Annotated in this window: 26 protein-coding genes and 2 pseudogenes; 8 read left to right on the forward strand and 20 right to left on the reverse strand. The window is 61.6% G+C overall.

Translation table 11 applies throughout. The annotated features are described in order from the left end of the window. Window positions 1-117: 117 nt before the first annotated feature. The 6 genes and pseudogenes from HV773_RS29310 to HV773_RS37070 form a co-directional block, all read right to left on the reverse strand. Window positions 118-1,293: pseudogene (locus tag HV773_RS29310) on the reverse strand (ATPase); the annotation flags it as partial. Window positions 1,294-1,799: 506 nt separating this feature from the next. Continuing rightward, window positions 1,800-1,946, reverse strand: a complete 147-nt coding sequence (locus HV773_RS37065) for a phage integrase family protein (protein WP_343052400.1) — start codon at window positions 1,944-1,946, stop codon at window positions 1,800-1,802. Window positions 1,947-2,616: 670 nt separating this feature from the next. After that, the gene (locus HV773_RS29320) at window positions 2,617-3,063 is read right to left on the reverse strand and encodes a copper chaperone PCu(A)C (RefSeq protein WP_246282491.1); all 447 of its coding nucleotides are present in this window, start codon (window positions 3,061-3,063) and stop codon (window positions 2,617-2,619) included. 117 nt (window positions 3,064-3,180) lie between these two features. Next, entirely contained in the window at window positions 3,181-3,828 is a 648-nt protein-coding gene (locus tag HV773_RS29325) for an SCO family protein (protein WP_175197664.1), read from the reverse strand. A 181-nt stretch (window positions 3,829-4,009) separates the two neighbouring features. Continuing rightward, window positions 4,010-4,387, reverse strand: coding sequence for a DUF2946 domain-containing protein (locus HV773_RS29330; RefSeq protein WP_175197665.1), 378 nt, complete (start codon window positions 4,385-4,387; stop codon window positions 4,010-4,012). Between the two features lie 105 nt (window positions 4,388-4,492). Beyond that, window positions 4,493-4,672 (reverse strand): annotated as a pseudogene (locus HV773_RS37070) (ExbD/TolR family protein); the annotation flags it as partial. A gap of 254 nt (window positions 4,673-4,926) precedes the next feature. Between HV773_RS37070 and HV773_RS29335 the strand changes: the two are divergent. Beyond that, window positions 4,927-5,067 carry a hypothetical protein gene (locus HV773_RS29335; protein ID WP_175197666.1) on the forward strand — a complete coding sequence of 47 codons (141 nt, stop codon included), beginning with the start codon at window positions 4,927-4,929 and terminating at the stop codon, window positions 5,065-5,067. Window positions 5,068-5,207: 140 nt separating this feature from the next. Next, window positions 5,208-5,456 carry a hypothetical protein gene (locus HV773_RS29340; RefSeq protein WP_175197667.1) on the forward strand — a complete coding sequence of 83 codons (249 nt, stop codon included), beginning with the start codon at window positions 5,208-5,210 and terminating at the stop codon, window positions 5,454-5,456. 54 nt (window positions 5,457-5,510) lie between these two features. Here the strand turns inward: HV773_RS29340 and HV773_RS29345 are convergent, their stop codons facing one another. Next, complete coding sequence (locus HV773_RS29345) at window positions 5,511-8,501, reverse strand: helix-turn-helix transcriptional regulator (RefSeq protein WP_175197668.1); 2,991 nt, start codon at window positions 8,499-8,501, stop codon at window positions 5,511-5,513. Between the two features lie 81 nt (window positions 8,502-8,582). Then, window positions 8,583-8,849 (reverse strand): DUF4242 domain-containing protein, encoded by a 267-nt coding sequence (locus tag HV773_RS29350; protein ID WP_175197669.1) that lies wholly within the window; start codon window positions 8,847-8,849, stop codon window positions 8,583-8,585. A gap of 213 nt (window positions 8,850-9,062) precedes the next feature. Between HV773_RS29350 and HV773_RS29355 the strand changes: the two genes are divergently transcribed. Next, window positions 9,063-10,436 carry an FAD-binding oxidoreductase gene (locus tag HV773_RS29355; RefSeq protein WP_175197670.1) on the forward strand — a complete coding sequence of 458 codons (1,374 nt, stop codon included), beginning with the start codon at window positions 9,063-9,065 and terminating at the stop codon, window positions 10,434-10,436. Between the two features lie 314 nt (window positions 10,437-10,750). Here HV773_RS29355 and HV773_RS29360 read toward each other — a convergent pair whose 3' ends face one another. From HV773_RS29360 to HV773_RS29370, 3 genes are all read right to left on the reverse strand, one after another. Continuing rightward, window positions 10,751-11,413: a hypothetical protein gene (locus HV773_RS29360; RefSeq protein WP_175197671.1), complete on the reverse strand. Its 663-nt coding sequence runs from the start codon at window positions 11,411-11,413 to the stop codon at window positions 10,751-10,753. A gap of 56 nt (window positions 11,414-11,469) precedes the next feature. Next, the gene (locus HV773_RS29365; RefSeq protein WP_175197672.1) at window positions 11,470-12,780 is read right to left on the reverse strand and encodes a chloride channel protein; all 1,311 of its coding nucleotides are present in this window, start codon (window positions 12,778-12,780) and stop codon (window positions 11,470-11,472) included. An 81-nt stretch (window positions 12,781-12,861) separates the two neighbouring features. After that, window positions 12,862-14,061 carry an MFS transporter gene (locus HV773_RS29370; RefSeq protein ID WP_175197673.1) on the reverse strand — a complete coding sequence of 400 codons (1,200 nt, stop codon included), beginning with the start codon at window positions 14,059-14,061 and terminating at the stop codon, window positions 12,862-12,864. Between the two features lie 380 nt (window positions 14,062-14,441). On the opposite strand from HV773_RS29370, the gene pal reads away from it, so the two are divergent. Further along, on the forward strand, window positions 14,442-14,951 hold the full coding sequence (pal, locus tag HV773_RS29375; protein ID WP_175197674.1) for a peptidoglycan-associated lipoprotein Pal: 510 nt from the start codon (window positions 14,442-14,444) through the stop codon (window positions 14,949-14,951). A gap of 43 nt (window positions 14,952-14,994) precedes the next feature. Here pal and HV773_RS29380 read toward each other — a convergent pair whose 3' ends face one another. The 4 genes from HV773_RS29380 to HV773_RS29395 all read right to left on the reverse strand — a co-directional run bounded on the left by HV773_RS29380 (window position 14,995) and on the right by HV773_RS29395 (window position 19,359). Beyond that, window positions 14,995-15,243, reverse strand: coding sequence for a hypothetical protein (locus HV773_RS29380; protein ID WP_175197675.1), 249 nt, complete (start codon window positions 15,241-15,243; stop codon window positions 14,995-14,997). Then, window positions 15,227-17,179 carry a chloride channel protein gene (locus HV773_RS29385; RefSeq protein WP_425496311.1) on the reverse strand — a complete coding sequence of 651 codons (1,953 nt, stop codon included), beginning with the start codon at window positions 17,177-17,179 and terminating at the stop codon, window positions 15,227-15,229. The genes HV773_RS29380 and HV773_RS29385 overlap by 17 nt, the downstream gene beginning before the upstream one ends. 45 nt (window positions 17,180-17,224) lie before the next feature. Further along, window positions 17,225-18,826, reverse strand: a complete 1,602-nt coding sequence (locus HV773_RS29390; protein ID WP_175197676.1) for an APC family permease — start codon at window positions 18,824-18,826, stop codon at window positions 17,225-17,227. A 113-nt stretch (window positions 18,827-18,939) separates the two neighbouring features. Then, a complete protein-coding gene (locus HV773_RS29395) occupies window positions 18,940-19,359 on the reverse strand; it encodes a MarR family winged helix-turn-helix transcriptional regulator (protein ID WP_246282495.1) in 420 nt (139 codons plus the stop codon). 461 nt (window positions 19,360-19,820) lie between these two features. Between HV773_RS29395 and HV773_RS29400 the strand changes: the two genes are divergently transcribed. Beyond that, the gene (locus HV773_RS29400; protein ID WP_175197677.1) at window positions 19,821-20,210 is read left to right on the forward strand and encodes a SpoIIAA family protein; all 390 of its coding nucleotides are present in this window, start codon (window positions 19,821-19,823) and stop codon (window positions 20,208-20,210) included. A gap of 854 nt (window positions 20,211-21,064) precedes the next feature. On the opposite strand, the gene HV773_RS29405 is transcribed toward HV773_RS29400, so the two are convergent. Together HV773_RS29405 and HV773_RS29410 are read right to left on the reverse strand one after the other, a co-directional pair. Then, window positions 21,065-21,781 carry an IS6 family transposase gene (locus HV773_RS29405; RefSeq protein WP_175197678.1) on the reverse strand — a complete coding sequence of 239 codons (717 nt, stop codon included), beginning with the start codon at window positions 21,779-21,781 and terminating at the stop codon, window positions 21,065-21,067. 35 nt (window positions 21,782-21,816) lie between these two features. Next, on the reverse strand, window positions 21,817-22,014 hold the full coding sequence (locus tag HV773_RS29410; RefSeq protein ID WP_175197679.1) for a hypothetical protein: 198 nt from the start codon (window positions 22,012-22,014) through the stop codon (window positions 21,817-21,819). Window positions 22,015-22,720: 706 nt separating this feature from the next. Between HV773_RS29410 and HV773_RS29415 the strand changes: the two genes are divergently transcribed. After that, window positions 22,721-22,912, forward strand: coding sequence for a hypothetical protein (locus tag HV773_RS29415; RefSeq protein WP_175197680.1), 192 nt, complete (start codon window positions 22,721-22,723; stop codon window positions 22,910-22,912). Between the two features lie 65 nt (window positions 22,913-22,977). On the opposite strand, the gene HV773_RS29420 is transcribed toward HV773_RS29415, so the two are convergent. After that, window positions 22,978-23,451 carry an RES family NAD+ phosphorylase gene (locus HV773_RS29420; RefSeq protein WP_175197681.1) on the reverse strand — a complete coding sequence of 158 codons (474 nt, stop codon included), beginning with the start codon at window positions 23,449-23,451 and terminating at the stop codon, window positions 22,978-22,980. Further along, on the reverse strand, window positions 23,448-24,008 hold the full coding sequence (locus tag HV773_RS29425; RefSeq protein WP_246282496.1) for an antitoxin Xre-like helix-turn-helix domain-containing protein: 561 nt from the start codon (window positions 24,006-24,008) through the stop codon (window positions 23,448-23,450). The genes HV773_RS29420 and HV773_RS29425 overlap by 4 nt, the downstream gene beginning before the upstream one ends. Before the next feature lie 277 nt (window positions 24,009-24,285). Here HV773_RS29425 and HV773_RS29430 point away from each other — a divergent pair, with 277 nt between their 5' ends. Then, window positions 24,286-24,534, forward strand: a complete 249-nt coding sequence (locus HV773_RS29430; protein ID WP_175197682.1) for a transposase domain-containing protein — start codon at window positions 24,286-24,288, stop codon at window positions 24,532-24,534. Further along, window positions 24,531-24,917, forward strand: coding sequence for a hypothetical protein (locus HV773_RS29435; RefSeq protein WP_175197683.1), 387 nt, complete (start codon window positions 24,531-24,533; stop codon window positions 24,915-24,917). Before HV773_RS29430 ends, HV773_RS29435 begins: the two co-directional genes overlap by 4 nt. 550 nt (window positions 24,918-25,467) lie before the next feature. Here the strand turns inward: HV773_RS29435 and HV773_RS29440 are convergent. Beyond that, window positions 25,468-25,854 carry a DUF3564 family protein gene (locus HV773_RS29440; protein ID WP_175197684.1) on the reverse strand — a complete coding sequence of 129 codons (387 nt, stop codon included), beginning with the start codon at window positions 25,852-25,854 and terminating at the stop codon, window positions 25,468-25,470. Window positions 25,855-26,308: the final 454 nt, after the last annotated feature.

Below are 26,308 nucleotides of genomic sequence, written 5' to 3' on the forward strand. Positions count from 1 at the left end.
GTCGCTATAGCGACGTGAGTGACCGCTGTATGTCGCGGTCGCGCGCATTTGTGTCCGAACTCAACGCCGCACTGATTGCTCTCGGAACTCTTCACGCAATCGGTCTACCACCGTAATTCAGCGATTGAGGAGCACCGCGATGGCCGCATCCAACGCAGTGACCGATTCCACAACTGTACGAACGGTGGCGCGGTCGAACTCATGGTCACGCTGCGCGTCGTGTACACCACTGTTGAGGTAGCCCCACTCGATACTCCCCGAGGCGACTCCGAGCAATCGGGTTAGGGCTGCGACAGCTTCCGGTGCACCGGCGTACTGGGCAGCGATGCGCTCCACGGCCGACTTCAACTTGGCGCATTTGTTGTTGAGTTCCCAAGGTGCGCGAGGGCCACCGAGCTTGATGTCGATGCGGCCGTCGCCACGGCGGCCCTGCCAGGTCCAGAGGCGGTCGGTCAGACTCTCCAGCGCTGGTCGAGCCTGGCGGTGCGCCTCGCGCTTCTCGTCGTCTGCCATTGCCTGCTGGGCCAGCAGAACGTAGTTTTTCGCCGGCGGATCGCTGTCGACACGAAGCTCATGTTCGCCGTCGTGCGGCAGGAACTTGTAGCGCCTGATGTCTGCGGCGCGCCGTGCTCCTAGTTCCTGCTGGATGCGATGCAGAAACTCCTCGGCGTGGGAGGTCAGAATGACCTGCTTGCCGTCCAGGTTGTCATCTTCGAAGAAGGTGCACCAGATGCCGTCGCGGTGCTCATCATCGATTGCATTGACCACGTCATCGAAGATGACGACAGGGCAGCCCTGTGCGATGTTCTTCGCAAGCAGAATCGCCAAGCCCAAGCACTTGATGTGCCCTTCGGTGAAGACAATCAACGCGTCGTAGCGCACGTCTGGTTCGCCGGCAAACTCGACTTCGATTTTTCCGTTCTCTGCAACGGGTAACCACAGCCTATGCAGCAGGTCGCCGGGTGAATCACCGCGATTGAATGCGTTGTATAGAACGCGGGCTTCTTCGCCCAACCCTTGGAGCAATATCCCCGGTAGCGCGGCCAGATAGGCTTGTATCTCGGGAAGGAAGCCGTCATAGGCGGCTTTGACCCGCAGATTGTGCGCTACGACAGGTACTTCTGCCGCGACGGCCTCAATGAGTTCGCGATTCACCACGTCGAATTGCGCTACCGTTTGGCGCGCTGTGGCCAGTTCTTGGTCTGCCGTCGCACGCATCGTCCGTAGGCGTGCGACCTCCAGGTTATGCTGGTTCAATCTGTCACGCTCCTGCGCCAACGCGCCGCGATGCGCGAAAAAGGGGGAGGCTTTTGAGTCCGAGAGACTCCGCAATCGTTTTCCTGTGTTGGTGAGGTAAATGCAATCGTTTGCTCATCTTAATTCCGGGTATTTCAGCGCTCGCGGCGCTATCCGGTCGATCAGCGTCTGACGTATTTATTTCATTGAACGTGGCACTTGTGTGCCCAACTTGCGACGACAACTGACGCAATGTCCGCGCTATAGGCGATTGCGTCTTCGGTGGTGAGCGACGAGAGCGGCAGGCGACGCTCGATGACGGCCTATAGCAGTGGCCGTTCGGCTTCGCGGTGGTATGCGCCTGCGGTATGCAGCGAGCCGTCCAGGGCCGCGGGCAGCGATGCTAGGGAACACTGCGGGAGCTGCTGGCCCGGTGCGGTTGTGTGGGCAACCAGTACGGCGGCCCACCGGATCAGGTCCGGATGCGCCGAGAGGAAAACACCGACCGCATGTGCACCGGTGGCGCTCAGTCCTGGCACCCATTGCCATCAGCGCCGACGGCCTCATATGAACAGGACCAGTTCGGCGAGGGTGTCGACCCCGGCGCCAGCGAGCGCGCCGGCCGTGCGCGGGGTGAGCCAGTGGCCGACCGCGTCGGCGGGCCGCGGCGTTGGAACTTTCGTGACGTGCAGCACGTGGGGCGCGACCACAACCTGCGCTGCGCACCGCGTGCAGACTGCGGCAGAGGCGGTGAAGAGCGGGGTCAGGTCGCCAGCGCTGCCGCGCGGCAGCGCTGGCGACGAACTGCCGGCGGATGTAGGCGATCACGCAGAGCGCGGACTGGCCGTCGCCGCGGGCGTGGGGAAGGTAATGCGTGACGGCCTCGCGCGCGGTAAGCCCTTCATGCTAGGCGCGCAGTGCGGCGAGCTCCAGGAGGTTGGGCAGGGCAGTGGGCGTTCCAGCGGAAGGTCCGTTCCACGGTCCACGAGGTGGGACAGGGACGGTTTGCATGGAACCAGTTTAGGTCGCGGGAAAGGCATTTGCGATAAAGCTGACCATTATCGCAATGGACATCCGGAATTGACGTCGTAATGGAGCAGGTGGAGCGATGAGTTTGCCAATCGTATCGACCGTGCGGTGTGATACGGTGGATTTACACTTTGTTGAGCGGGAAACCAGACCGGGCTCTGCACACCAGGGTGAACGTTGTAGTTTCACTGCTCCGAAATATTACTTTTGGACTGCAAAGAGGCGACAATCGTGCGGAATCGCGGGAAGAAAGCGGCGAGCACAGCGCCGTTCGCAAACGGATGGCCCGCACCGCAGGAGCCCGGGCCACGAGTCTGGTGACGGACTGTCGCCTGACGGTGCAAACGACTTTTATTGTCCCGCTGCGTTTCTTACCGCGCACTGTGCCTCGACCCTTTCGCCGTCACTGAACTTGAAGGTGACCGGAATCGACGAGCCGACCGTAAGCGGCTTCCTCACCTTTTCGAACATCACGTGATAGCCGCCCGGCGCAAATGCGAGCGTGCCATTGGCGGGTACGGTTGCCTTGTCCACCATGACCATCTTCGAGGTGCTGCCACTGCTTTGTGTCTGGTGCAGCATGGACATGCCGAACGCGTCCGTGCCGACGCCTACGAGATCAATGGGCTGGTCGCTCATGTTCATGAGCTTGAAGTAGCCGCCCGAAGGCGTATCGCCGGGCATTGAGCGAATCCAGCAGTCGGACACCATCATCGAGCCGGAAGATACTGCGAAGGCGGGCAATGCGGCGACAGCAAGGGGCAATGCGAAGGCAATACGGCAGAGGGTGCGGTACATAAGAGAATCTCCTGTTTCGTTTTGAGGAAAATGTCGTCCGGCGTCCATTCGTTCGATTGGAGCCAGACCGTTTGCAATACCCGGTTCCGTACGGATGATCGAACTTCGCGTGCCGTTTCAGGCTGCGCCCAGCAGTTCGCGGAGATCGTGAACCCAGGGAGTTGTGCCTTGTCCGTCGCGCGCATAGAGCCGCAGCTTCCCGTTTGTGTCGAACACGAGGCTAGCGGCGGTATGGTTCATTGTGTAATTGCCGGGGGCCGATCCGGGTACCTTTTCGTAGACCAGATGGAAGCCCTTGGCCATTTGCGCAAGCTCATTCGCGTTGGCCGGGCGTAACGCACGGAACGACGGATTGAACGCGGCGGCGTACTCCGCTAGCACGGATGGTGTGTCGCGCGTCGGGTCCAGGGTGACGAACAGCACCTGCACACGTTGCGCGTCTTTCGGTCCGATCTGCTGCAAAGCCCTGGACAGCTCAGCAAGCGTGGTCGGGCAGACATCCGGGCAATGCGTGTAGCCGAAGACCAGCACCACGATCTTGCCGCGATAGTCCGCAAGGGTGCGTATCTTTCCATTCGTGTCCGGGAGCTCGAAGTGATCGGCGAATTGCCGGTTGCCGGTGATGTCGAGGTTCTGGAACGACAGCACAGGCTTTTGATTGCAGCCGGAGAGCAATGTCGTGCCAAGGAGGGCGCCGGCGACGAAGGCCGGGAGAAGCAATGCCGCACGAGATATCCCGCGCGAAAAGCGAGGCCAGTTGAACATGATATTTCGAGTCAGGCGCGCGCGCGGCGGCACGCCACCAGCAAAAAGAGGTTCGAATTGCGAATGTGGAGACGTGAGCACGCAAACGCGTGAGCCGCCTGTAGAGGCAAAGCTCAGGCTCGTTGGCGCGCGGCGCCTTGTCAATGTGGCCGCGTTCCCGTTCGCGGAAGATGTCGGCGAGTCAGGCGTGAAGCGGTGGGTCGCGCGGATGGCCGGTCCGGCAGGCGAAGATCGGAACGAGAGCGTCGAACGCCGCAGCGGCGAGCACTTGCTGGGCAGGCGGCAGCCAGGATGGCGCTGTCGCCGTGACGGACGAGAGCAGGGGATGCGTGCCGAGGAGGTTGCAATAGCCGCATTTGGCTATTGTCGTTGCGTGATGGCCCGCCTGCTCTAGCTGCCCGGCAGATGCCGTCGAGCCCGAGCAGAGCTCGGCAACCGGTTCCCGCGCCTGACGCGATGCCAGGACCTGGCTCACTGGCGGCAGACAGACGACCAGCCACATGGCGAGCAAGGCGAACCATGCGGTCAGGCGTTGGCGTGCGGCGGCGGACGAGTGCATCCGAGCATGGTAACGCAGTCCAGTGCCGGTGTGCTGGATGGCGGCGCAGCCGGAGCGCATGCATTGGCATCGGACGGACAATGTGGACCAGTTTGCAGCGAAGCGTCACAAATTGGCACACGTAACCCCATGGGCGGTTCTGTCCGCCTGCCATGCTCGCCAGTCATGTACGGGAAGAGTCACGAAGCCAGGCTTCGCGAGGCCGCCGCTCTGCGCGGCCGACATCACCTGCGCGACTTTTTCATAGGTGATCTTGCGGTCTGCGTTTAGATGCAGTTTGGGTTGGGCGAGACGCGCGACGCGGCGGCAATCCAGGCGTCATTTGCGGCTTGGGGATGCGGGCCGGCAGGATACCTGGTCGCTGTGCGGCTGAGGGTAACACTGTGGGCGCAGGATTAACGCTGGTACGGGTGAGATCGCAAGCACCACGCTGGCAACCGACATGGCCTGAATATTCGGCTCTTAAAAAGGGCATATACTCCGTACACGTTTGCGTGCAGCATATGGGCTGCGACCGGGGAATAGCTGAGGAGGCTGCCTTGGACCAATATGGCATGGGTATTACTGTCGGCACGGTCGTGCTCGCTATCGCGGCAATTGCTGTAGCCATTCATTACCGCCGCGAACGACGCCGGGCCAGCCTTCTGCGTAATCTGGATCATCACGAGTGGTATCGATGAAATTGGTCGGACCTCAAGCATTGCTGCGATAGCCCGAATGCGAAGCACGGGCGAGCAGGCCATTTCAGGCAATGCCCGGTACTTCGGGCACAGATGTACCCGGGAAATGACTTATTCCTGAACCAGGCGGAGGGGGCACATTGACCTACGATTTTGCCGAAACGGATCTCGCGCACATTCGCCACATCGTCGACCATCTGGAGCATTCAACACGTGGCGGATGTGTTCCTGACGTGGACAAGGCCTTCGGAGTGAATTACTGGCGCGCAAGGGTGCAGGAAATTCTGGTCATGCCGCGGGTACCTTTTCATATCGAGAAGGAGGCCAGGGATCTGCTCGACCGTCTGGATCGCCTGAAACCATCACGCCATAATGCGAAAGTCCGGTAGGGAATATCAGTCCGCTTTTCGCAAATGTTTGCGGTTGCCTGCTTCAAATATCCGTTACACGTCCGTCAAACCATTTCGGACTGCAAAAGCAGCCGCTTCCGTTCGATTTGCGGAATTAGTCTTGGTCAATATCGCCCGGATGTGGTTGGCGATGGTGTTGGGACTGACGAAGAGCTGCTCGGCAATTTCGCGATTGCCGAGTCCGCTTGAGACGAGGCGCAGCACCTCGGTTTCGCGCGTGCTCAAACCTGCCGGCCAGGCGCGTGACGATGCCGGTTCGATCGATCGCTGAGCCGAGTCGATCTCCCGGGTAAGCGCACCCATCCCCATGCGCTCTGCGGCAGCGTGAGCGTCTTCCAGCAGGACGCGCGCAGCGTCGATGTCACCGTCTGCATTGCGGGCGAGCCGCATCGACGCATAGCGCAGACGCGTGCGTGCGAGCGCCGGTTCGGCACCCTGTCGTAGATTCATGGTCAACGCGGATTCGAAATGACGCTGGGCTTCCTGCCAGTTGCGCTGCGTCGTCGCGAGCAGGCCAAGCAGGGACGCCGCCGCGCCGAAGCATCCGACCGTCGTCCCGATCAGGAGGTTGCGGCCCGCGTAGGGGAGCAGCAGGGCGTACAGGACATCGGCGTGCGGCTTGTCGTCGAGACGTGCGCACACCTGGGCCAGATACGCCAGGCTGGCTGCACGCAGGGCATCGTGGCGGATGGCAGAAAACGCATCGGCCGCGAGCGCCTCGAACTCGCAACGCGCCTCGTCGAGCAAACCAATTTCGGCATAGAGCAGTGCGAGACCGGGGCGCCACAGGCCCGCTCTGGGCATCGCGCGCACAAACGCCTGCACGAGCGGCGTCAACTCGCGCAGGCGGCCCTGCTCACAGCGCAGCGTGAACATCTGCATGCCGTAGACGCCTGGGGCATCCAGCCCAGGCATGCGGCGGCCAATCTGCAACGCCTGTGCGATCAGATGTTCAGCGTCCTTGAAGCGGCCTTGCAGCAGTGCGCAAGTTGCGCGTGACGTGGCTGCAACGTAGCGCATGAACGGCTGGCGCAGTTCGTCTGCCTGCCTCTCAAGCTGGGCGAGCTGCATGAGCCAGGTCGATAGATCGCCGAGCTCCATTGTTTCGAATAGCTCCCACGCCTTTACATCGAGCGCGAGCAGGAGATTGTCCGTGCCCTGGGCCAGATCGAGTGCTTCCCCGATGTCGCGCAGCCGCTCCCCGCTGCGCTCGGGCTGCCAGCGTATCGATAGCGCCGAGGCCAGCGTGGAGGCGAGTGCGGTCTTGTCGCCACTGCGTCGCGCGATGGCTAGCGCCTGGTCACGCACGATCGCGGCCTGGGTCTCATCGCCGCTGAAAATCAGCGCGCGTGCAAGCGCGCTAAGCAGTTTTGCCCTCGCAGGACTGTTGCCGCCATCTTGAGCGGCGAGTGCTTCACGCAGCAACTGCGCCGCGCTCTGCCCGGGGAGACCCGGTGACCAGGTCGCCATTTCGAAGCCCATGGCCGCACGCATCATTTCGTCGGCTTGTCTCGCGACACGCGCAAGCGACATCGCCTGGCCGAACGTTTCGCGTGCCTGGAGATAGTCGCCCAATAGCGTGAGCGACTCGCCGAGCGCGTTGAGCAGTCTGATCCTCGATACCGGGTCATCCGGGCTAGTCATGCTCGCGGCCTGCAACGCAAGCCGGTAATAGCGGACTGCCTCTTCATGGGCGAGCAATCGCGTCGCACGTTCGGCTGCGCAGCGCGCGACATCGGTCGCGCGGGCAGCGTCCGCAACGGGCAGCGCACTCGCATAGTGATGCGCGAGCACCGACAGGTGCTGGCCACTGTCGTCCGAATCGAACTCCTCGATGGTGCGGGCGACCTGCAAATGCAAAGCACATCGGGTGAGCATCGGAATTTCGTCGTACAGCGTCTCCCGGATCAGCGCATGCGAGAACTGGAAGCAGCCCGGCTGCTCGCCGGGTTCGAGAATGCGCGACCTGAGCGCTTCCTCGATTGCATCGTTGAAGTGAATGGCGAGCGCTTCGTCGAGCAGGTATCGCAACAGCCGAAGCTCGAATATCCGGCCAATTAGGGCAGCGCGCTCGAGCACGCGGTTGGTCGGCGGTGACAGATGGTCGAGGCGTCGTCCTATGATCTGCTTCACGCCTTCCGGAATCCGGACGCAAGGGGCAGCAGGGTGCGGCTCGGTCGGTGGTCTGGCCATGCCGTGCTCCAGCGTGCCTTCCTGAATCAGCAGACGAATCGTTTCGGCAATGAACAACGGGTTGCCTTCGGTCTGACTGTGGATCGTGTCGAGAAGGCGCGGCGCGATGCCCTTGCCGCCCGAAAGTGCAACCATGGCTTCAGTTTCGCGACGATCGAACCCGGCAAGGTGAAACCGGTGGAAGTGAGCGTATCGGGCCAGATCGCCGAGGGTGGCCGACAGCGGGTGCTGGCGATCGAGTTCGACGTCCCGATAGGTGGCAAGCAGCAGGATGCGGTGATCCGCAACTTCGGGGGCGAGGAATTCGAGGAAACCAAGCGAGGATGCATCGGCCCAGTGAAGGTTATCGATGATCAGCAGCAACGGCTCGGTTGCCGCCGCGAACTTCCAGAAGCCGGTCCATGCGTCGAACAGCCGGAAACGCTGCTGCTGCGGATCGGGTGTCGGCAGCAACGGCGCCAGGTCGACGATGCGCTGCCGGATCTCGGGGAAAATCTCGGCAATGGGGGCAACCGTGGAGACCGGCACGGCGCGCAGCGTCTCCTCGTCCCGGCCTGCCAGCCACGCGCGCATGATCTGCAGCCACGGCCAGTATGGCGGCGCACCCGGTTGCTCGTTGCAGCGTCCCCAGAGCACGCGCACGCCGTGGGTGGCCCGGGACGCCAGCGCCTGTGCCGTGTGCGTCTTGCCGATACCGGGTTCGCCGGCCAGCATGGCGATCGCGCCATGGCCGTCGATCATGTGCCCGACCAGACCGGCAAGCGCGCCGAGTTCGGCTTCGCGGCCAATAACGGGCGTGCGCGCTGCCTCCTGCTGTACTGCACAAGCCACAAGATGGGCACCGCAGGCGTCGCAGAAGCGGGCATCAGTGCGATTGTCGCGGCCACAGCGCCGGCATTGCATCGGGCCCGCCTATGACGCTTGGATGAACGTTTCGGGCCGCAACTCGCTCACTTCCACCACCACGTCGGCTGGCAGGCCGGCTTGCCTGGCGGCTTCGCGAATGGCTTCGACGCTGGGCGCCTCGTAGAGGCAGTAGGTCTTTCGTCGGTCCGCGGAGAGAAAGGAAAACAGCCAGTTGACGCCGCTCGCGTCGTTGATTTCCTTGAGCAGCGCTGCATCTGCAGCACTGAGCTCGAGCTCGTCGGCGAACTGGCGTTCAATCAGAAATAGCGCCATCGCTTTCTCCTGAGTGACAAGATACTTGCAACGTGATTTTTATACGTTGTAGCGAGGCTGGCGCAACGCGTCAAGCATGTGCCCGGCCCGCCATAGTCAGAATCGACTATCGGGCATTGCAGCGGCTAACCCGCAATTTGATCAATCCTGCGGATGGCCGGTATGGACGGGCGCGCTTACAGTAAGCGTCGTGAACATTGCGAGGAGAACGACATGTTCAGCGAGGACGATCTGGCCGGGTGGCGCGCAAACCTTCTGGGCGAGGTCATCGAGCCGGTTGACGCCCGCTACGACGACGCGCGACGGGTCTACAACGCGATGATTTCGAAACGGCCAGGACTGATTGCGCGATGTGCTGATGTTGCCGACGTCATCGCTTGCGTGAACTTTGCGCGCGAGCATGGACTGCTGCTGGCAGTGCGCGGTGGTGGGCACAATGGTGGTGGTCTTGGAGTCTGCGACGACGGCCTCGTAATCGATCTTTCGGCTATGCGGGGCGTTCACGTCGATCCTGCCGCGCGCACCGTGCGGGTGGAGGGCGGCTGCCGGCTGCGGGATGTCGACCATGCGACGCACGCGTTCGGGCTCGCCGTGCCAGCCGGCATCATCAGCACGACCGGCGTCGGCGGTCTGACGCTCGGCGGCGGAATCGGACACCTGACACGGCGCTGCGGGCTTTCCATTGACAACCTGTTGGCCGCCGATGTGGTGCTCGCCGACGGGAGCTTTGTCACGACGAACGAGCATACGCACAGGGATCTGTTCTGGGCGCTGCGCGGTGGAGGTGGCAACTTCGGCGTCGTGACCTCGTTCGAATTCGGATTGCATCCGGTATCCACCGTGATCGCCGGTCCCACGTTGTGGCCGCTCGAGCGGGCAACCGAAATCATGCAGTGGTACCGCGAATTCATCGTCAATGCACCGGACGAACTCAATGGCTTCTTCGCGTTCATGACCGTGCCGCCTGTGGCGCCGTTTCCCGAGCCGCTGCACCTGCGGAAGATGTGCGCCGTCGTCTGGTGCTGGAGCGGCGATCCCGGGCAGGCGGAAACGGTGTTTGCACCGGTGCAGGCGACCAGGCCTGCGCTGCATGGGGTGCATGCCTTGACGTTCCCGATGCTGCAGCGCGCGTTCGATGGCCTCTATCCCCCCGGGTTGCAGTGGTACTGGCGTGCGGACTTCTTCAACGAGTTGTCGGACGAAGCCATTGCGCTGCACGCGCAATACGCGGCGCGATTACCGACGATGCATTCGACCATGCACCTTTACCCCATCGACGGTGCGGCGCATCGCGTGGGCCGCAACGAGACCGCGTTCAGTTACCGGGATGCCCGCTGGGCCGCAGTATTCGCCGGCGTCGATCCCGATCCCGCGAATGTAGAGTGCATCAGCACGTGGGCGCGCGAATATCAAACGGCATTGCATCCGTACTCGTCCGGTGGGGCGTACGTGAACTTCATGATGGAAGAGGGCGTGGATCGTGTGAAAGCGTGTTTCCGAGACAACTATGCGAGTCTTGCCACGATCAAGCGGAGATTTGACCCCGACAACCTTTTCCGTGTGAACCAGAACATCCAGCCCGCGTAGCGCACATATGCGAGCCTGGGCGAAACATGCCAGCTGTCAGGACTGCGAGTGTGTCCGGTTCGTATGCTGCAAGACGGATTGCGCATGGAGTGCTGCACTGGGGCGAGCGGGCGCCCCATATTTGCGGTGCCTGTAAGGTTCTCTGTCTCCGGCCAAACGCTTGTCTCCAGGCGGAAGCCATCTTGTGACCGATGTCAGGTTGGGTTGAACCGGTCTGCACGATACGAAACCTGATGACAATCGGACTTCAATGCGCCACGGACTATCCAGAGTGTGCTACCCGATGCAAGCATCTACGTGCAGACGGACTCGCATTAATCCGCGCGTCCGACGCGCAGATGCCGGGTATTGCGCTCGATCGCCAGCAGGACCAGCAGCAGCGTAAGAAAACCCACCAGTGCAAGAAGCGTCCCCAGCGAAGTCCTGAACTGCTCGCTCCTGTCGTGCGCTGCCTCGATGGCACCTTCGGCAGAGGCGATTCGCTCGATTTTGACACGGGCGTATTGATTCATCGCCGCCGCTACATACCGTTCGCGATTGTCCCATTCCCACGTTGCTGCATGCTGGCTGGCATGTGCGACGACCTCCGAAAGCTTGTTCAGGAACTGCTGCCGGTCGGGAAGGGGGACGTTGACCAACCACGCATTGAGCAGCGGCTGGCTCGCGTTATCCCCATTCAGGACCTGGCGCAGAGGGGCCGGAATTACGAGTCCCGCCGCGGCTTGAACGTTCACGTCTGTCATGCCGCCGTTCGCGCTATCCCCCGAGATGGCATCGTTGGCCGCCTCCGAGCCTGGGAGCGAGGCGAGCACGTCGGTCACATTCACAGACGGATCTGCGATGACGCTCTGTTTTCCGGGAAACGCGAGCGCGAACATGACGGCGGTGATCGCCATCACGACTGCTACGAGGGCGAGGAGGCATAGCGCGCGGGCCGTGCCAAGCAAGCGGCGCTCCAGTCTTTCTGCAATCTTCATGTCTACCTCGTTTCAACCCCGTTGATATCCGTAAAGGCGTGCCGTCGGCATCGAACTCACGGCTCGCGCAGATAGCGCTCCGACAACGCCTCGTACAGCGGTGGCGCAAAGAAGCGCGAGACGCGGCTCGCGATGAGCGCCGTGGCCATTAGCGAGATGACGAGCGCATGGCCGTTGATCATCTCGATGACAATCACGAACGCCGTGATTGGACTTTGTGTCACCGCGGCGAGATAGCCGACCATGCCGAGCGCAATCAGCATCGACAACTGCATCTGCGAGAACACCATGTGCAGGGTATTGCCGATGCCGGAGCCGATGGCCAGCGACGGTGCGAAGAGACCACCGGGGGCGCCCGGCAGGTACGAGCCCACCATCGAGATGAGCTTGAGAATGGGATATGCCGCGCTGACGTGCGCAGTGCCCTCGAGCATGCCGCGCGCCTCGGCGTAGCCGCTGCCAAACGTGTGACGGTGCGACAGCACGCCAACGATAGCGATGACGAGGCCGCATAGCGCCCCGAACAGCACCGGTCGTTGCGCACGCATGTCGAGCAGTACACGAGGCATCCAGCGCCGGGTATTGAGCAGCAGCCAGCAGAAGCTGCCGCCCAGCCCGCCCGCGAGCACGCCGGTCAGCACGACGGCGATGCTGAGCCATTGTGGCAGCCCCGAGCCGATATCGATCGTGCCGAAGTAGACATAGTTGCCCTGGAGACCCAGCGAAACGACGCCAGCGAAGATGATGGCCGTGATCAGCACGCCGCTCGTGCGCTGCTCGAAACTGCGCATGAGCTCTTCGATGGCAAACACGACCCCTGCGAGCGGCGCATTGAATGCCGCGGACAGGCCCGCGGCTGCGCCTGCGAGTGCCAGCCTGCGTTCGAGCACGCCCGGCCGGATGGTGAGGAATCGCTGGGGATAGAAGCGCCTCAGGCTGAACATCAGGGCAGCGCCGACATGGATGGTCGGTCCTTCGCGGCCAATCGTGAACCCGCCGAGAATGGCGAGGAACGAGATGAAAATCTTTCCGGCGAGGATGCGCAGCGTGAGCAGTTGCGGCCCGAGCTCGTTGGGTCCATGCAGCATCGCAATGACCTGCGGGATGCCGCTGCCTTCGGAGCCAGCGAAAAACCGCCGCGTGAGCCAGACCGTCACGGCACCCGTTGCGGGCGCAACTAGAAGCGGTAGCCAGAACCGCTCAGCCGCGTAGTGCAGGAACAGCGCGTAGCCGAAGTCGATCAGCTTCGCGTAGAGCACGGCGACGAGGCCGACCGCGATTGCGCCGAGCCAGAACACGCCGTAGTGGAGCCACAGCCGGTTGGCGCGCTGTAACGTCCGCCTGTCGATCAGCCGGAAGATTCGCACGATCTGTATCCCCTGTTTGTCGATTGTCGTTGTGTGGATGGTACAGGCGTTTCCTTCAGTTCATGCCGGCGAGCAAAAAAGTCAGGCGCGGCGCAGCGGCGGCGGCGTCATGCTGGCCGCGATCAGGAGCCAGCAGAACACGAGCCCCGAGCACGCGTAGAACACGGCGCTCGCGCCGTCATGCTTGAGCAGCCAGCCGCCCACCACGCCGCCGAGCGCGAGCCCGATCGACTGGGTGGTGTTGTAGACGCCCGTAGCTGCGCCCTTGCGGTTGCCCGGCGCGAGTTTGGACACCAGCGAGGGCTGCGAAGCCTCCAGGATATTGAAGCCGAGGAAGTACACGAACAACACGGCCGCCACGATGGCAACGATATGCGCAAGCGAACCGAGCAGAAGCTGGCCGGCCAGGACAAGCGCGATGGCCGAAAGAAGGACCGCTTTCATCTTGCCCCGTTTCTCCGCGGCGATGATGGCGGGCACCATCAGGACAAATGCGCAGCCCATCACCGGGAGATAGACCTTCCAATGCGACGCCACGGGTAGGCCCGCGTCCACGAGCAGGCGCGGCACGACGAGAAAGAGCGCGGTCTGCGTGGCATGCAGCACGAGCACGCCGAAGTTCAGGCGCAGTAGCTCTACGTTGTGCAGGACTTCGGCGAACGGTGCGCGCACGTGCACGGGCTTGGGCGCATCGGGCACGATCCACACCACGACGCCGACGGCGAGGATCGAGAACACGCCGACGAGCGCGAACAGGCCGCTCATGCCCACCCAGTGGAACACGATGGGCGCGCCCACGATGGCCACCGCGAACGACATGCCGATCGAGCCGCCCACCATCGCCATGGCCTTGGTGCGGTGCTCCTCGGAGGTGAGGTCGGCGATGAACGCGAGCACGGCCGAGGAAATCGCGCCCATCCCCTGAATCACGCGGCCGACGATGATCCAGGTGATGTCGTGCGCGCCTGCCGCGACGAAGCTGCCGATGGCGAAGATCACGAGGCCGGTGACGATCACGGGCTTGCGGCCCATCTTGTCGGAAAGCCAGCCGTAGAAGATGTAGAGAAGCGACTGCGTGACGCCGTACGCGCCGAGCGCGATGCCGACGAGCAGCACGTTGTCGCCGCCGGGGATGGTTTTCGCGTAGACCGAAAACACCGGCATGATCATGAACAGGCCCAGCATGCGCAGCGCGAAGATCGCGGCGAGCGACACGGTCGCGCGCATTTCGGGTGCGCTCATGCGTGAAGGGGGATTCGATGATGTGGAGGAGGCGCGCATGTGGGTCAACCGAAAAAAAACCCAGCGATTACGCTGGGTCAGGGGAGCCGCCGCCGGGGCGGCCGGCAGCACCTGGACGTTTTCAGTCCGGCAAGCTGAGGATGCAACGATGTCATGCGATCCCACCACACGCTGAAAGCGTGTTGCAATGAATGGTCACAACATGACATATCTGCTAATTTATACCGTGATACTTAAGGGAAACTTAAATTCGGCCCCCTGGCACACCGTAGTGTCCGATGGTTCGGGTGCGCGAGAGCATTCATGAAATCCACTGCCGACGCGGGAAAAATACGCTAGCATCCGGGCATATTGCCACCTAGACTGCATCATGCAATGAGAATACCGGTGCTACGCATGTCCACACGAAACGGGAGTTCATGATGAGCCTGAATCGATCTTTCATGGCAATCCTGCTGGCTGCGATGCTTGCCGGCTGCCATTCGACAACGCCGGCACCAGTTTCGGGTAGCACGGCGAACATGAACACGGCCAACTCACAGCCCGTCACAGCAGCGACTTCGTCAGTCGACGAACTCAACAACCCCAACAGTCCGCTCGCCAAACGTAGCGTCTATTTCGATTTCGACAGCTATGACGTGAAGAGCGAGTATCTGCAGTTGCTGCGCGCCCACGCCGACTATTTGCGCAGTCATCCGGCCCAGCATGTGCTGATCCAGGGTAACACCGACGAGCGCGGCACGGACGAATACAACCTCGCGCTCGGCCAGCGCCGCTCCGAAGCCGTGTTGCACGAGCTCGAGTCGCTCGGCGTACCCGACTTCCAACTCGAAGCCGTCAGTTTTGGCAAGGAGAAACCGGTCGCCCTTGGTCATGATGAGGCATCGTGGGCCCAGAACCGGCGTGCTGACCTGGTTTATCGCCAGTAGAGCCCGTATGACTGTCGGGTGCTTGCCATCGGCCGTCCATCCGTTACATGCCCATGAAGTAGGTGCGTACATCCATTTCCTCCGCCCACATCTGGACATCCAGCATATCCTCGAAGTCGACGGGTAGCCCTCTGTACATGAAGCAAAAGCCACTCGCTGTTCGATAGACGAGCACCCACTCGCGGTTATCCTGCGCAGGGCGCGCCAAATCAGACGCATCGGGTCTATTCGCCGGATGTAACGCAGCTTCGATGCGTCTGCGGACCGCGCCCCATTCAGCTTTCAGTTTCATGATGACCCTCCCTGTCTGTAGCATTCGTGGCCACCTCACGCTGCGATGCACGACTGATCCTGTCCGAACTGCGTGTGCCGTTGTTCGCGCGCGCCGGAAAAATTTGAATGCTGCTGGCAACGGCGTCCGCAATGTGCTCTTTTGCGATAACACCGCAGACCTGCAGCGACCCCGATGGGTCGCCCTTGACTACGATCGCCATCGTCGCCCGGTGCTGCTGCAACTGACCAATGACGTCGAACGCCGCGTCGGACTCGCTCACGACAATGTAATTATGCTGCGCGAGCCGGCCGAGGGTCACTGAAGGATCATCGCGACTCACTGCCCGTCGCAGCCCGGTATTGATGCGAAGTACGCCGCTTATCTTGCCGTTGCGTGTGATAACCACATGGCGAAACGCCGGGTCGCCCGGCGAGCGAAGCAGATCACGGAACGGCACGGCAGCATCGAGCACGAGGACATCGGTTTCCATGACCTGTGCCGCGCTTTGCACCAGAAACATGTTGGCATGCAGGGCATTGGGAATGACGTGCCCCCGGCGCGCGAGCTTCAACGTATAGATACTCTCGGGCGAAAGCAGGCGGCGGGTGCCCAGGCTGAATGCGACGGCAATGATCATCGGCAGCACGATGTCGTAGTCGCGTGTCATCTCGAAGATCATCGCCACGGCGGTCATGGCGGCGCCGGTTCCTCCGCCGACCATGGCGCCCATGCCCACCATGGCGAATGCCGGTACGCTGACCGGCACGCCCGGCAGCATGAACTGGAATGCCGGTGCCAGCGCGGCGCCCAGTGTCGCGCCGATGAACAGCGACGGAGAGAAGACCCCACCGGACGAACCGGAGCCGAGGCTGACTGAAGTCGCGAACGTCTTCGCGGCAGCGAGCATGAGCAGAAACAGGCCGCCCTGCAGTTGCCCGTAAAGCGCTGCCTGGATCGTCGCGTAACCGACGCCTTCGACGTAATAGTGGCCTGCGTAGCACATCAGTGCGTACATCAACGCGCCTACGAGCAGCATGCCGAGCGCGTGGCGACAGTAGCGATTGCGGATGCGGTCGAAGCCGTCTTCCGCCCAGTGCAGCGCGCGTATCAGCACGGCCGCGGCAGCGCCAGTGATTACCCCGAGTACCGCGTACAGCATCATCGTGAGGGCACTGCCAGGCTGATTGGGCAACGCGCCCAGTTGCGCGGGCACCAGAAATGCGGGTTCACCTCCAAAAAAGAGCCGCCCGACGAACGTGGCGGTTCCCGTCGCGAGCGCAACGGGCAGAAACGTGTTGACGCTGATCTCCGGCATCATCAGCTCGGTCGCGAAGAGGACGCCGCCGATCGGAGTGTTGAAGGTGGCTGCGATCCCGGCTCCCGCGCCGGCTGCGACCAGTGTAATGCGCTGACCCGCGGCCATCGGCATCGCCTGGCCGAGTGTCGAACCCAGCGCCGATCCGATCTGGATAATGGGTCCTTCCCGGCCCACAGCCGCCCCGGTGCCAATCGCGAACGCCGACGCGAGCGACTTGACGACGGCGACGACTGGCCGGATCACGCCGCGTTTGAAATAGATCGCGTCCATGACTTCCGGTACGCCGTGCCCCTTCGCCTCGGGCGCGAATGTGCTGACGAGCCAGGTGACGACGAGACCTCCTGCTACTGGCACGAGGATCACCCAGGCGCCCCATGGCGCAGCGGGCGTGAACCGGCTGGCGTCATACGAGAACGACAGATGGCCAAGAAAGAATGCGTTGTGAACGGCGCCAATCAGGCCGCGAAATGCGACGGCCCCGAGGCCGGTCACGATGCCGACGAGGAATGCATAGAAGCACAGCCGATAAAGGCCGACCGGCTGCGCATTGTCGTCGGGCAGGGGGGCGGGAGCCACTCGCCCTTCCATCACCGGAACTGCCTCGCTGCTGTCATGTTCCCCGGTTCCATCGCTCATGGCCTGTCGCTCCCGTTTGCGGTCGGTCGTCCGCGGCGCCGCTTCCTAGCTGGTGCTATTCATGCGCGCCATCATGTCCGATGTTTCGCTGCTGTTGAGCGAGCTGCGAAGCGCAAGCAGAAGCACCACAATGCTCCAGACAGTGACCAGCAGAATGTCCCAGCCGAAGCCGATCACTCCGCGTCCCCCGCCGATGCCTCCGAGCCATGAAAGCAGCCAGAGCCCACCGAACCATGGCAGCAGCCACGCAATGTGACGCCAGCCGAAATCGTGTGCACTGCGGCGCGCAACGTAGTGAAAGTGGACCGCATAGACGATGAAGCCGATCGCGACCAGCGAAAACAGGAAATTGTTGGTCCTGAAACCTGTCCAGTAAATGATGAGGTTGCTGCAGATGAAGGCGAGCGGTGCAACTATACCGGCACCGCCCAGGTGGAACGGTCGCTTGAGGTCCGGCAGGTTACGCCGCAGAACCATGAGCGCGACGGGACCGAGGCCGTAGGTCAGGACGGTCACTGACGTGATGTAGCTAACCATTTGCTGCCACGCGGGAAAAGGCAGCAGGAACAGCACACCGACCGCCCACATCACCAGCACGGAGACCCACGGAATCTTGTAGCGGTTCAGGCGCGTGAGCGCGCGCGGCCCGACGTTCATTTCTCCCGCTGCGAACAGGACGCGCGAACCGCCCGTCACATACATGAGTCCGGTGCCGCCTGGTGACACATAGGCGTCTATATAGAGCAGCGTCGCCATCCAGCCGAGCCCAAGTGTGGCGGCGAGCCCGGCGAACGGCCCCATTTCACCCTTGAAGCTTAGCTGCGCCCAGCCGTTTGCGAGATCGGCAGGCGAGAGCGCCATGATGAAGGCGACCTGAAGCAGGATGTAGATGACCGCGGCCAGCACTACGGCACCCACGACGGCAAGCGGAATATTGCGGTGCGGGTTGGCGGTCTCGCCGCCCAAATCGATGGCCGTGCGAAAGCCGAGATAGCTGAAGACGATGCCGGCGGCCGGCAATGCCGTGAACATGCCGGAGAGCTTGTAACTGTCGGGTGCTGCATGTATGACATTCCAGTGGGTACTTGCTGTCATCAGCCCGACGATAGTAAGAAGCGGTACCAGGATCTTCCACCAGGTGATGGTGGAATTGACGTTGAGCAGCCACCGCACCACCATCAGGTTCAGCAGTGCCGTGATGCCGAGCAACGCGGCGCAGGCGATAAACCCCGTCAATGTGAGGAGGCCCGAACTGCCGGGGCGGATGAACCAGGGCAGATAGTTGTTTGCGTACGTGACGATCGCTTCCGCCTCGACCGCAGGCACGGGCACATAGGCCAGAAAGAGCAGCCAGCACCAGATGCGGCCAAGCCCTTCGCCGTGGCTCGCATGGCTCATGTGCACGAGTGCGCCGCTGCGCGGAAACAGCGCGGCGAGCTCGGCAAAACACAGCGCGATCAGCATAATGATGACGGCGCCGAGTATCCAGCTGCCGATGCTGTACGGTCCCGCGATGCGGGAGGCGTGAAATGCGCCGAACAGCCAGCCCGAGCCGATCATGCTGGTCGTGCTGGCAAACAGTAGCCCTACGATTCCGGCATCACGCCGGAGCTTGCCTTCGAGGGTCAGGCTTGAGGGTGTGCTCATGCCGAACTCCTTGCTCTCAGTCACCCCTGACCGTTTGCGTTGTTTTTGTCCCGTGTGTGGCGTTCTCCTCTTTGATACGCTGGCCCAGGATTACGAGCTCTTGTAGCTTCGTGCTACTCCTCTTTGTCCCTGAACGCCCAGCCAAAAGACTGAACCTCTGACTTGTGAAATACGGCCACCTTCATCAGGCAGCGTTCGCCTTTCGGCGTCAGATGCACCTGTGAATGACGGCGGTCGTATGCGCCCGGTACGCGGGTGACAAGCCCGGCCGCCTCGCAACGTGTAATCAGCGCCACGGTTCCGGGCGACGACGCCTGCAGGCGCTCGGCGATCTCGCCCACGGTGGCCCAGTCCCGGTCGGGAAACGCGCGTGTGTGCAGCATTAGCATGTACTGGAGAGGCGTAATACCTTCCGCATGCAAGCATTCCTCCGAACGTCGCAAAAACCGGCGCAGACGATAGCGAAACTCCGAGAGCTCCTCCAGGTCGGCTCTGGTCACCGTCTCCGTCATCTTCCGAGGCGTCGGCGGCATTGGCCTCTCCATGTTATACGGCATTGAGTCGGGAAAAGGTAACTATGTGACATAAAATATAGGCGTAGTTGGGTGGTGTGCAAAAAACCATTGTAGACGAGCGGCGGCACCTGGTCGCCGTTTGAAGCCACTTGGCCAGAAGGCGTGAGACACGTTGCGTTGCTTGTGCAGATCGTCCTTCTTGCGCGAATTTTGAGGCGATGCGAACAATCCAGAGCCGGCGCCTGGGGCGGGCGTCCTCGGGGCGCCCTGCGGAAATTCCGGGTTGCCACGGATTCAGGGTCTGCCCTCGTTTCCCCCATTCCTCGATGTCCCGGGGCGTGGGGCAAGAACGCCCGACGGAGCACGACATGTCGCTCGGTTCCGTACCTGACTTCACGTGGCCCGTGCTGGAGTGGCTTCCGTCGGGAGGAATGGCCTCCGCCATGGCGACGCACTGGGACGGCATTTGAGGAGGCGAAATGATCGAGCTCTTGAGAGATATGCCAGAGGGTGTTGCGGGATTCGTGGCCAAACAGCGCGTCACACGCCGGGACTATGAAAGGGTGGTCCTGCCGGTGATGCAAACTCTGTTCGCTGTTCACGGCAAGATCCGCTGCTACTACGAATTGGGAGACGAATTCTCAGGCATGGACGGCGGAGCGATTTGGGAAGACTTCAAACTGGGATTCGAACATCCGACGCGATGGGAGCGTGTCGCAGTCGTGAGTGACGTTGAGTGGCTCCGTGTCGCGATCAATCTCTTGCGGTTTGTGATATCGGGCGAGATACGCGTATTTCCCACTGCTCTGTCTGATGAAGCCCGCGCCTGGGTTGTGGAGGGGATGAAGCCTCGTCGCCCTGCGGCATGATTCCCGCAGCAAATCTATAAGTCGGTATGACTCACGCTTTTATTTCAGTTTCGAGTGAGATGGCCATTTCCCGAACCCGCGCGGCGCTGAGATGCTGCTTTTTTGTCCGCGTAGCGGCGGTCGTGCCAAACAGAGACAGATAGGAAGGCGGAAATTTGTAACTATGTAACAGTATGACCTAAACTGCTATAAATACTGGAAAAAATTGGCGGCACGACCAACCTCAGCAAGAACCCGTGCGCGCCGAACTATCCATGACGAACGTGCGATCCTGAGGATGGAAACTGCGGCTCGCACCGTATGCATGGGCAGGCATGGCTCTTCCGTGCCGGGCGGTCATGCGTCGCAACAACGTGGGGGCCACTTCGCGGAGATGTTTGCCGTGCCCCGCAGTATCCGCACGTGAGCCAGATTGCGATGGCTCGAAGGTGTCAATACTGGAGTCGTGCGAGAACGATATAACCTTCGCTTTCACAGGACGATCGTATCACGTGCTTTATTCAGGCATTTCAAACAAAACGCATTCAGTCGTTTCCTTCCGACAGGGGTAGTAATCACCGGCAGCCGTCGGGTGACGGTTTCATGCATGCCATCGATATTGGGGCTGCCGGTTGATTGGCGCAAACATCGTGCGGGAGACCCAGATGAGAAGAATTTCACCAGAGGGCCGGCGTCATCGCCGGCTCGTGCTCAAGGCCGCAGCTGCTGCCGGGGTTGTACAGCTCGCAGCGCCGTTCATCATCAAGGCACGTGGCGACGTGCCAATCAAATTTGGGCTCGACGACCCACTCACGGGGGATCTGGTGCAAATAGGTGGTCCGCTCAAGACACTTGCTATAAGTACGGATGCCTTATCAATTGAAAAGGACAGCATTCCAGGCGGCAGGCGAAGTGGTGTCCATGAACCCGAGAGCACTGAGGTCAAAGTGTCCCTTGCGAATGCGATGCGTCAACTCGATGCCTGAAATCGTGGTCGCGGCATTCCGGAACCGTTTGAAACCGAGCATCACCTTCGTTCTCGACTTGATGTTTCGATGGTCCTGCTCGATCAGGTTGTTCAGATACTTCGAGGACCGGACCTTCGTGTCTACCGGTAGCAGACCCTCGACCTTCATCTCTCTGACGGCCCGGTGCGAGGCGGCGTACCCATCGAGCGTGATCGTCTCTGGCGGCTGGCCCTGATGTCTGATCGCCTTGCTGAAAAAGGCTTTGGCTGCGGCCACATCGCGTTTCGCCCTGAGCATGAAGTCCACCGTCCGGCCGGCTCGATCTACCGCCCTATACAGATAAACCCATTTGCCACGGATCTTCACGTAGGTTTCGTCAACCCGCCACGACCGGCCGGCTGCGGTAGCAAAGCGATTCCAGCGCTTGACGAACGCCGGGGTGAACCGCTTGACCCAGCGCATGATCGTCGTGTGCGCCAGAGAAAGGCCGCGTTCGGACATCATCTCGACCAGATCGCGAAAGCTCAGCTTGTAACGCAGGTACCAACGAATGCACAGGACGATGACTTCGCGATCGAAATGTCGACCTTTGAGCAGCCTGTCCATTTTCCCCAACTTAGTCATCGGCTCGTCCTGCGCGCGTCCATGAACCCACGAGCCTAACCCAACGGCTTCATATTTGCACCAGATCCGTCCGCTCGGCCATTGACGCGTAGCGGGTCAGGGAACAGCCGCAGCACGGTCTGGGCCCACAGCGCCGTGAGCCTGTCGAGCTGGACGGCATCGCTGTGCAGGCTGCCGAGCAGCTTTCCGTAGAGGGCCGGTCGCAGCTTGACGGCTCGCACGATGCTGGTCATCGCCAAGCAAGTCGGTGCGCACCGTCAAGCCAGCCTCGACAGTCGCGAACCACATGAAGCTGCGCATGCGGGAGAACGCGGGGCGCAACAGCCAGATCGCGTCCCGCCATGCAGTCCAGAGTGCCATGATTGTCCTTTGCATTATTATGTAATACGAAATATTTCATGGATGTGTGGAACGAGTGTGCAAACGGCTTGCTCAAGCCGAAAGTCGCATCGAGGCGTCACCGCCTGAAGACGAGATTGGTGATGGAAGGAAACTAGACAAAGCGGATTGGCTTGCTGACGGGCGGATTGGCACTGACGAACGCTAGCGCGAACCCGTGAAAAACAGGCGATAACTTGTTACTCAGGAGTGCATAATTTTACATAATCTTATTTATCGAAGTTTTTGATGGGGTGCGACGCTATAATAAACACCGCTCGCCCGTGCGGATCCGTGTCCACCGCCAGGAACCCATGGGCGGTATGCTTCGTCGCGGGAACGAAACTCCGCCCAACAGCGGAAACTTCCTGGGGCGCGTCTGGTGCCAGCCCGCGCGACGCAATGCCGGAATCCCGTGAAGCCGCGACGATGGCTGACGGCCAGATGTCACAGGCGGACAGGCACTGCGACGTTGGATCTCTGGCAGCCATTGGCACGCCATCGACTGCATAACACGCAGCTTCCCAAATCTTTCTTTATCGTCTCGCAGCAAATCAAGCCATGGAAATCCGCGTCAGCTACGAACACAGTCTCGCCTCTGCGCCAGAAGAATTTATCGTGCACGCGCCGTCGCAGGTCATCGCCGATGTGCCGGCCAACGTGCCGCGCGTGCTGCTGCCGGAATTCATCGCGAACCTGATCGCGGAGCGCTCACCCTCGATCGGAAAAATCCGGAATCTGAAGATCCTCTGAAACGGGAGACCGTCCAGCTGACGCCTTCGTCGCGCCCACGCCATGGGCGCCGACGGTAACCTGCGTCACCAGATCCGCGCGTCGTAGGTCCAGCGGCGAAGCTTTGTTGCCTTCACGCGCGCACAGTCTTTGTGCGACGGATTGATCAGAACATTGAACTCCTCCGGCACGATTGCGGAAGGAACAAGCAGCAGCGCGCCCGTATTCGCCGTGAGCCATGCGTCACCGTAGTCGAGGCTTGTCTTGCCCCTGGGAATGGCGTCCCACCCGACTGGCGCTGCCGTATGGTCGAGCTTCTGCGCCCGCCGCCAGACCACATCGGGAATGTCGATGCGCACGAGGTAACGGTTCAGCGGCAACACCCCGCCCAGATGCACGAGCGTCTCGAGACAGGCAAGCGACCGGTTCTCCGCGGTGTAGAGAACCGGCTTGCCGGGCCGGTTCCACCGGCCTCCGGTGCGCTTCGCGCCCTCTCCGGTCATGTCGTCTGCCGTGTAGTCCGGCGTGTCCGTCGCGATCCGCCAGACGTGGACCGTCATGCGTAAGCTCCGCTCTGCATCTGGGCGATCAGCGTGCCCAACAACTCCTGCCCCTCGATCGTATCGAGAAAGTCCGCAGGCAGCGCGCCGCCCAGGGAGGGATTGGGGTGCGATAGCCAGTGCTCCAGCCACTCGGCCGCGTCAAATCCTTTCGGCTCGCCCGACTGTTCAACGATCGTCTGCACCTGGCCGATCAGCTTGGACAGGCCGACCATGCGCTCGCTCTGTTCAGAAGAGAGTTTGCTGGCCGACTGCGACTTTCGCGCGACCGTTGTGCGCTTCAGGCCCAGCCGCCGGATCAGTTCGTCTTGAGACGTTTTCATCCGTGCGGCCATTTCGCCCACATCGCGCGCGGACACACCATGCCGGATGACGGATATGCGCTCCATGCCTGACGCCTGGTAGACGCGCGGAAAATCGAAGAGATGAATCGTCGAAACCGCCGCAGCGGGCGCTGCCCGCCGGGCCGGCTTCGCTGCGGAACGAGAGCCAGCACGGGTCCTGAGTGCCTGCGGCGCCTTGCGCGCAGTGGCTGAGTGCTTTCCCATGGCCGGCATGGCTTTCCTCCTGTTCCATTTGAAACTTTATTTTATCCCAAATGGAACAGAGATCGATAACCTCGCAGTCCTGGGGTTGCACTGTTGCAAAGTCGTTCCAGTCGCCCCCTTCAATGACCACATACAGCATGCGGTCGTTGTCGTGCCAACCGATTCGTCCACGAACCGTCGTTCCGGCAACTCGCCGAAAACGCCTTGCGCTGCGTAAGCGTGGGCAGGAATAATGCGCAGTCGCAAGCGTCATTTTTCTTTGGCCCCGAGCCCCGGGGCAAGGACAGTGTTCTACAGCGTGCCGGCGACCTGCCGGGCCAACGATGTCACCCCGGACGAGCATCTGGCCGACGTGCTCGGGCGGATCAACGACCACCCAATTAACCGGATCGAGGAATTGCCCCCCTGCAACTGGAAGTCCTTCGAAGCGGCCGGATCAACATCGACCGTGGCCTCGACGTCGTCCTTGCCGGTCGCGCGCTCGGCGAGCCGGCACTGGACTGTGCGCTCGCGCATCAACGGAACGAAACGATGAACAAGGCAAGCACGGGCAACACCGAACGCAAGATCTCCGGGACGATTCTGGACTTCGGTGAGCCACTTCTGTCCGAGGCCATTACCGAAGACACGCCGATCGCCGCGGTGCCTGAGATAAACAGGCTCGTGGTGCTTGTCTGGAACGCGCATGTCACGGCCAGCCCGCGCTGGGGAGATCCCGGTCATCTGCAGATGCTGCAGAAGATGACTGCCTCGCCGCAGATGCCATCGCAAGCGCGTGCCTGGATCGGCAAGCTCTCACACCGATGGCGGGAGAAGTTCTCCGACGCCAGATACTGCGCTGGAGAATGGCACGTCAAGATCAGGCATGACGATACCCTGAGTTTTTACTGCGACCCACGGGAAGTGCCGCAGCGTTAGTCAGTCTTCGCGCACACTACTCCCTCAAATTCACGCTCGGCGCACTGTCGTTCGGCGTCGCCGCGCTCTCCGAGGCCGTGATGGGCATCGAGACGATCGGCCTGCCGCTAGAAATCCTGGCCAAGGGAAAGCGAAGCGCCGATACGCCCCTTCGGTAAGGGCTCACGCCCGACAGAGCCGCCGTCGGCACGTGGGCCGCGTCTGGTGCGCGCGAGATAAAGTCATCGGCGCTTTGCGCCAGACCGCTGCTCGCCGGCCGCTTCGCGAGCGTCATATTTCCGGCCCCTTTCGATTCCGCGCTCGACATCCAGCGTGCTGGGTAGAATCGTAAGGACTACCTATACGACATCTATATCTGGCCGGGACAGTAAGCGATCGCTCATTTTTCGGTTTCAGCTGTCAGCTGAGCCAACCTGCCAATACCTTTGGCCCACGTGGCATATTCCCGAAATGGGCGCGCACGGAGCGGTACCCGGCTTTCGCCGCCGGCATCCACCGGCGGCATCGCGACTGGTCATCGGCGAGATCCCGGTCCCGGCCGACCCGGGGTTCAATGCCTGTGTGAGCGCAGTTCGCGGTGGCCGGCAAACAGGGAATCGGCCGCCACTATTGACTCGTGATCCACCGCCTGAAGGCGCCAGTGGCCCGGCCTCTGCGTCTGCACGACGCTGGACGGCCAGATTGCCTGACCCTGCGTTGCGCTGATCTCCTGACGTCGCGTCACGCTGAGGCCGCTGATCGTGCAGAGCGGCCGGTCGCTCGCTGGCGCGCAGAGCACTGTCTGGCCATCGGATTCCTGGAGCTCGCCCCAGGCCGGCAGGTCCACGCCTTGATGCGATTCACGCGACCAGCGCTTTTCCCTTGTGTCGAGCCAGACCAGCGCAAAGTCGGGATTGACGGTCCGCGCGGGACACTTGATCAGGATGGTTAGTCGCATGCGTAACTCCGATGAGGTGCGGTGTAGTCGAATCGAAGGCAGAACAACCAGTTTATGAGATTGTAAGCTATTCGCAAGGATATTTCCCTTGTGTTGACCGGCAAGAGGCCGACCGCAGTTCGACGTCTGTGCCTGGCAGCATCCTCGACTGGCGATGTACACGCGCGTCGGTCACTCCCGGAGCCGCGCGACGGCTGCGCGAGCCCATGTCATATTTTCGTTACCGCCCAGCGCTAAGGTCATGCTGCAGGGGCGTGGCGCGGCCGTCATCTCTCATAGCCGAACACCGGTGGTTGCCATCAGCCCAAAAGCTGTATAAATTTACAGGTAACTGTGTTTTTATAAGGGCTATCCATTTAGCTCCACAATTTCGCATTGTGGAGATTTCTGGCCTTTGCGGCGTGATTTCCGAACCACTACGTCGTCGTAGGTAATCGGTGCAGTCACGACCGCC

It is taken from the genome of Paraburkholderia caffeinitolerans, from assembly GCF_902859945.1.
Classification (GTDB): domain Bacteria; phylum Pseudomonadota; class Gammaproteobacteria; order Burkholderiales; family Burkholderiaceae; genus Paraburkholderia; species Paraburkholderia caffeinitolerans.

Bases quoted from the DNA above. Each gene is read 5' to 3' on its own strand.
- HV773_RS29320 (WP_246282491.1), bottom strand. From the start codon at position 3,063: ATGTACCGCACCCTCTGCCGTATTGCCTTCGCATTGCCCCTTGCTGTC.
- HV773_RS29325 (WP_175197664.1), bottom strand. From the start codon at position 3,828: ATGTTCAACTGGCCTCGCTTTTCGCGCGGGATATCTCGTGCGGCATTG.
- HV773_RS29330 (WP_175197665.1), bottom strand. From the start codon at position 4,387: ATGCACTCGTCCGCCGCCGCACGCCAACGCCTGACCGCATGGTTCGCC.
- HV773_RS29350 (WP_175197669.1), bottom strand. From the start codon at position 8,849: ATGGCGCTATTTCTGATTGAACGCCAGTTCGCCGACGAGCTCGAGCTC.
- HV773_RS29355 (WP_175197670.1), top strand. From the start codon at position 9,063: ATGTTCAGCGAGGACGATCTGGCCGGGTGGCGCGCAAACCTTCTGGGC.
- HV773_RS29360 (WP_175197671.1), bottom strand. From the start codon at position 11,413: ATGAAGATTGCAGAAAGACTGGAGCGCCGCTTGCTTGGCACGGCCCGC.
- HV773_RS29370 (WP_175197673.1), bottom strand. From the start codon at position 14,061: ATGCGCGCCTCCTCCACATCATCGAATCCCCCTTCACGCATGAGCGCA.
- pal (WP_175197674.1), top strand. From the start codon at position 14,442: ATGATGAGCCTGAATCGATCTTTCATGGCAATCCTGCTGGCTGCGATG.
- HV773_RS29380 (WP_175197675.1), bottom strand. From the start codon at position 15,243: ATGAAACTGAAAGCTGAATGGGGCGCGGTCCGCAGACGCATCGAAGCT.
- HV773_RS29385 (WP_425496311.1), bottom strand. From the start codon at position 17,179: ATGAGCGATGGAACCGGGGAACATGACAGCAGCGAGGCAGTTCCGGTG.
- HV773_RS29390 (WP_175197676.1), bottom strand. From the start codon at position 18,826: ATGAGCACACCCTCAAGCCTGACCCTCGAAGGCAAGCTCCGGCGTGAT.
- HV773_RS29395 (WP_246282495.1), bottom strand. From the start codon at position 19,359: ATGCCGCCGACGCCTCGGAAGATGACGGAGACGGTGACCAGAGCCGAC.
- HV773_RS29400 (WP_175197677.1), top strand. From the start codon at position 19,821: ATGATCGAGCTCTTGAGAGATATGCCAGAGGGTGTTGCGGGATTCGTG.
- HV773_RS29405 (WP_175197678.1), bottom strand. From the start codon at position 21,781: ATGACTAAGTTGGGGAAAATGGACAGGCTGCTCAAAGGTCGACATTTC.
- HV773_RS29410 (WP_175197679.1), bottom strand. From the start codon at position 22,014: ATGACCAGCATCGTGCGAGCCGTCAAGCTGCGACCGGCCCTCTACGGA.
- HV773_RS29415 (WP_175197680.1), top strand. From the start codon at position 22,721: ATGGAAATCCGCGTCAGCTACGAACACAGTCTCGCCTCTGCGCCAGAA.
- HV773_RS29420 (WP_175197681.1), bottom strand. From the start codon at position 23,451: ATGACGGTCCACGTCTGGCGGATCGCGACGGACACGCCGGACTACACG.
- HV773_RS29425 (WP_246282496.1), bottom strand. From the start codon at position 24,008: ATGCCGGCCATGGGAAAGCACTCAGCCACTGCGCGCAAGGCGCCGCAG.
- HV773_RS29435 (WP_175197683.1), top strand. From the start codon at position 24,531: ATGAACAAGGCAAGCACGGGCAACACCGAACGCAAGATCTCCGGGACG.
- HV773_RS29440 (WP_175197684.1), bottom strand. From the start codon at position 25,854: ATGCGACTAACCATCCTGATCAAGTGTCCCGCGCGGACCGTCAATCCC.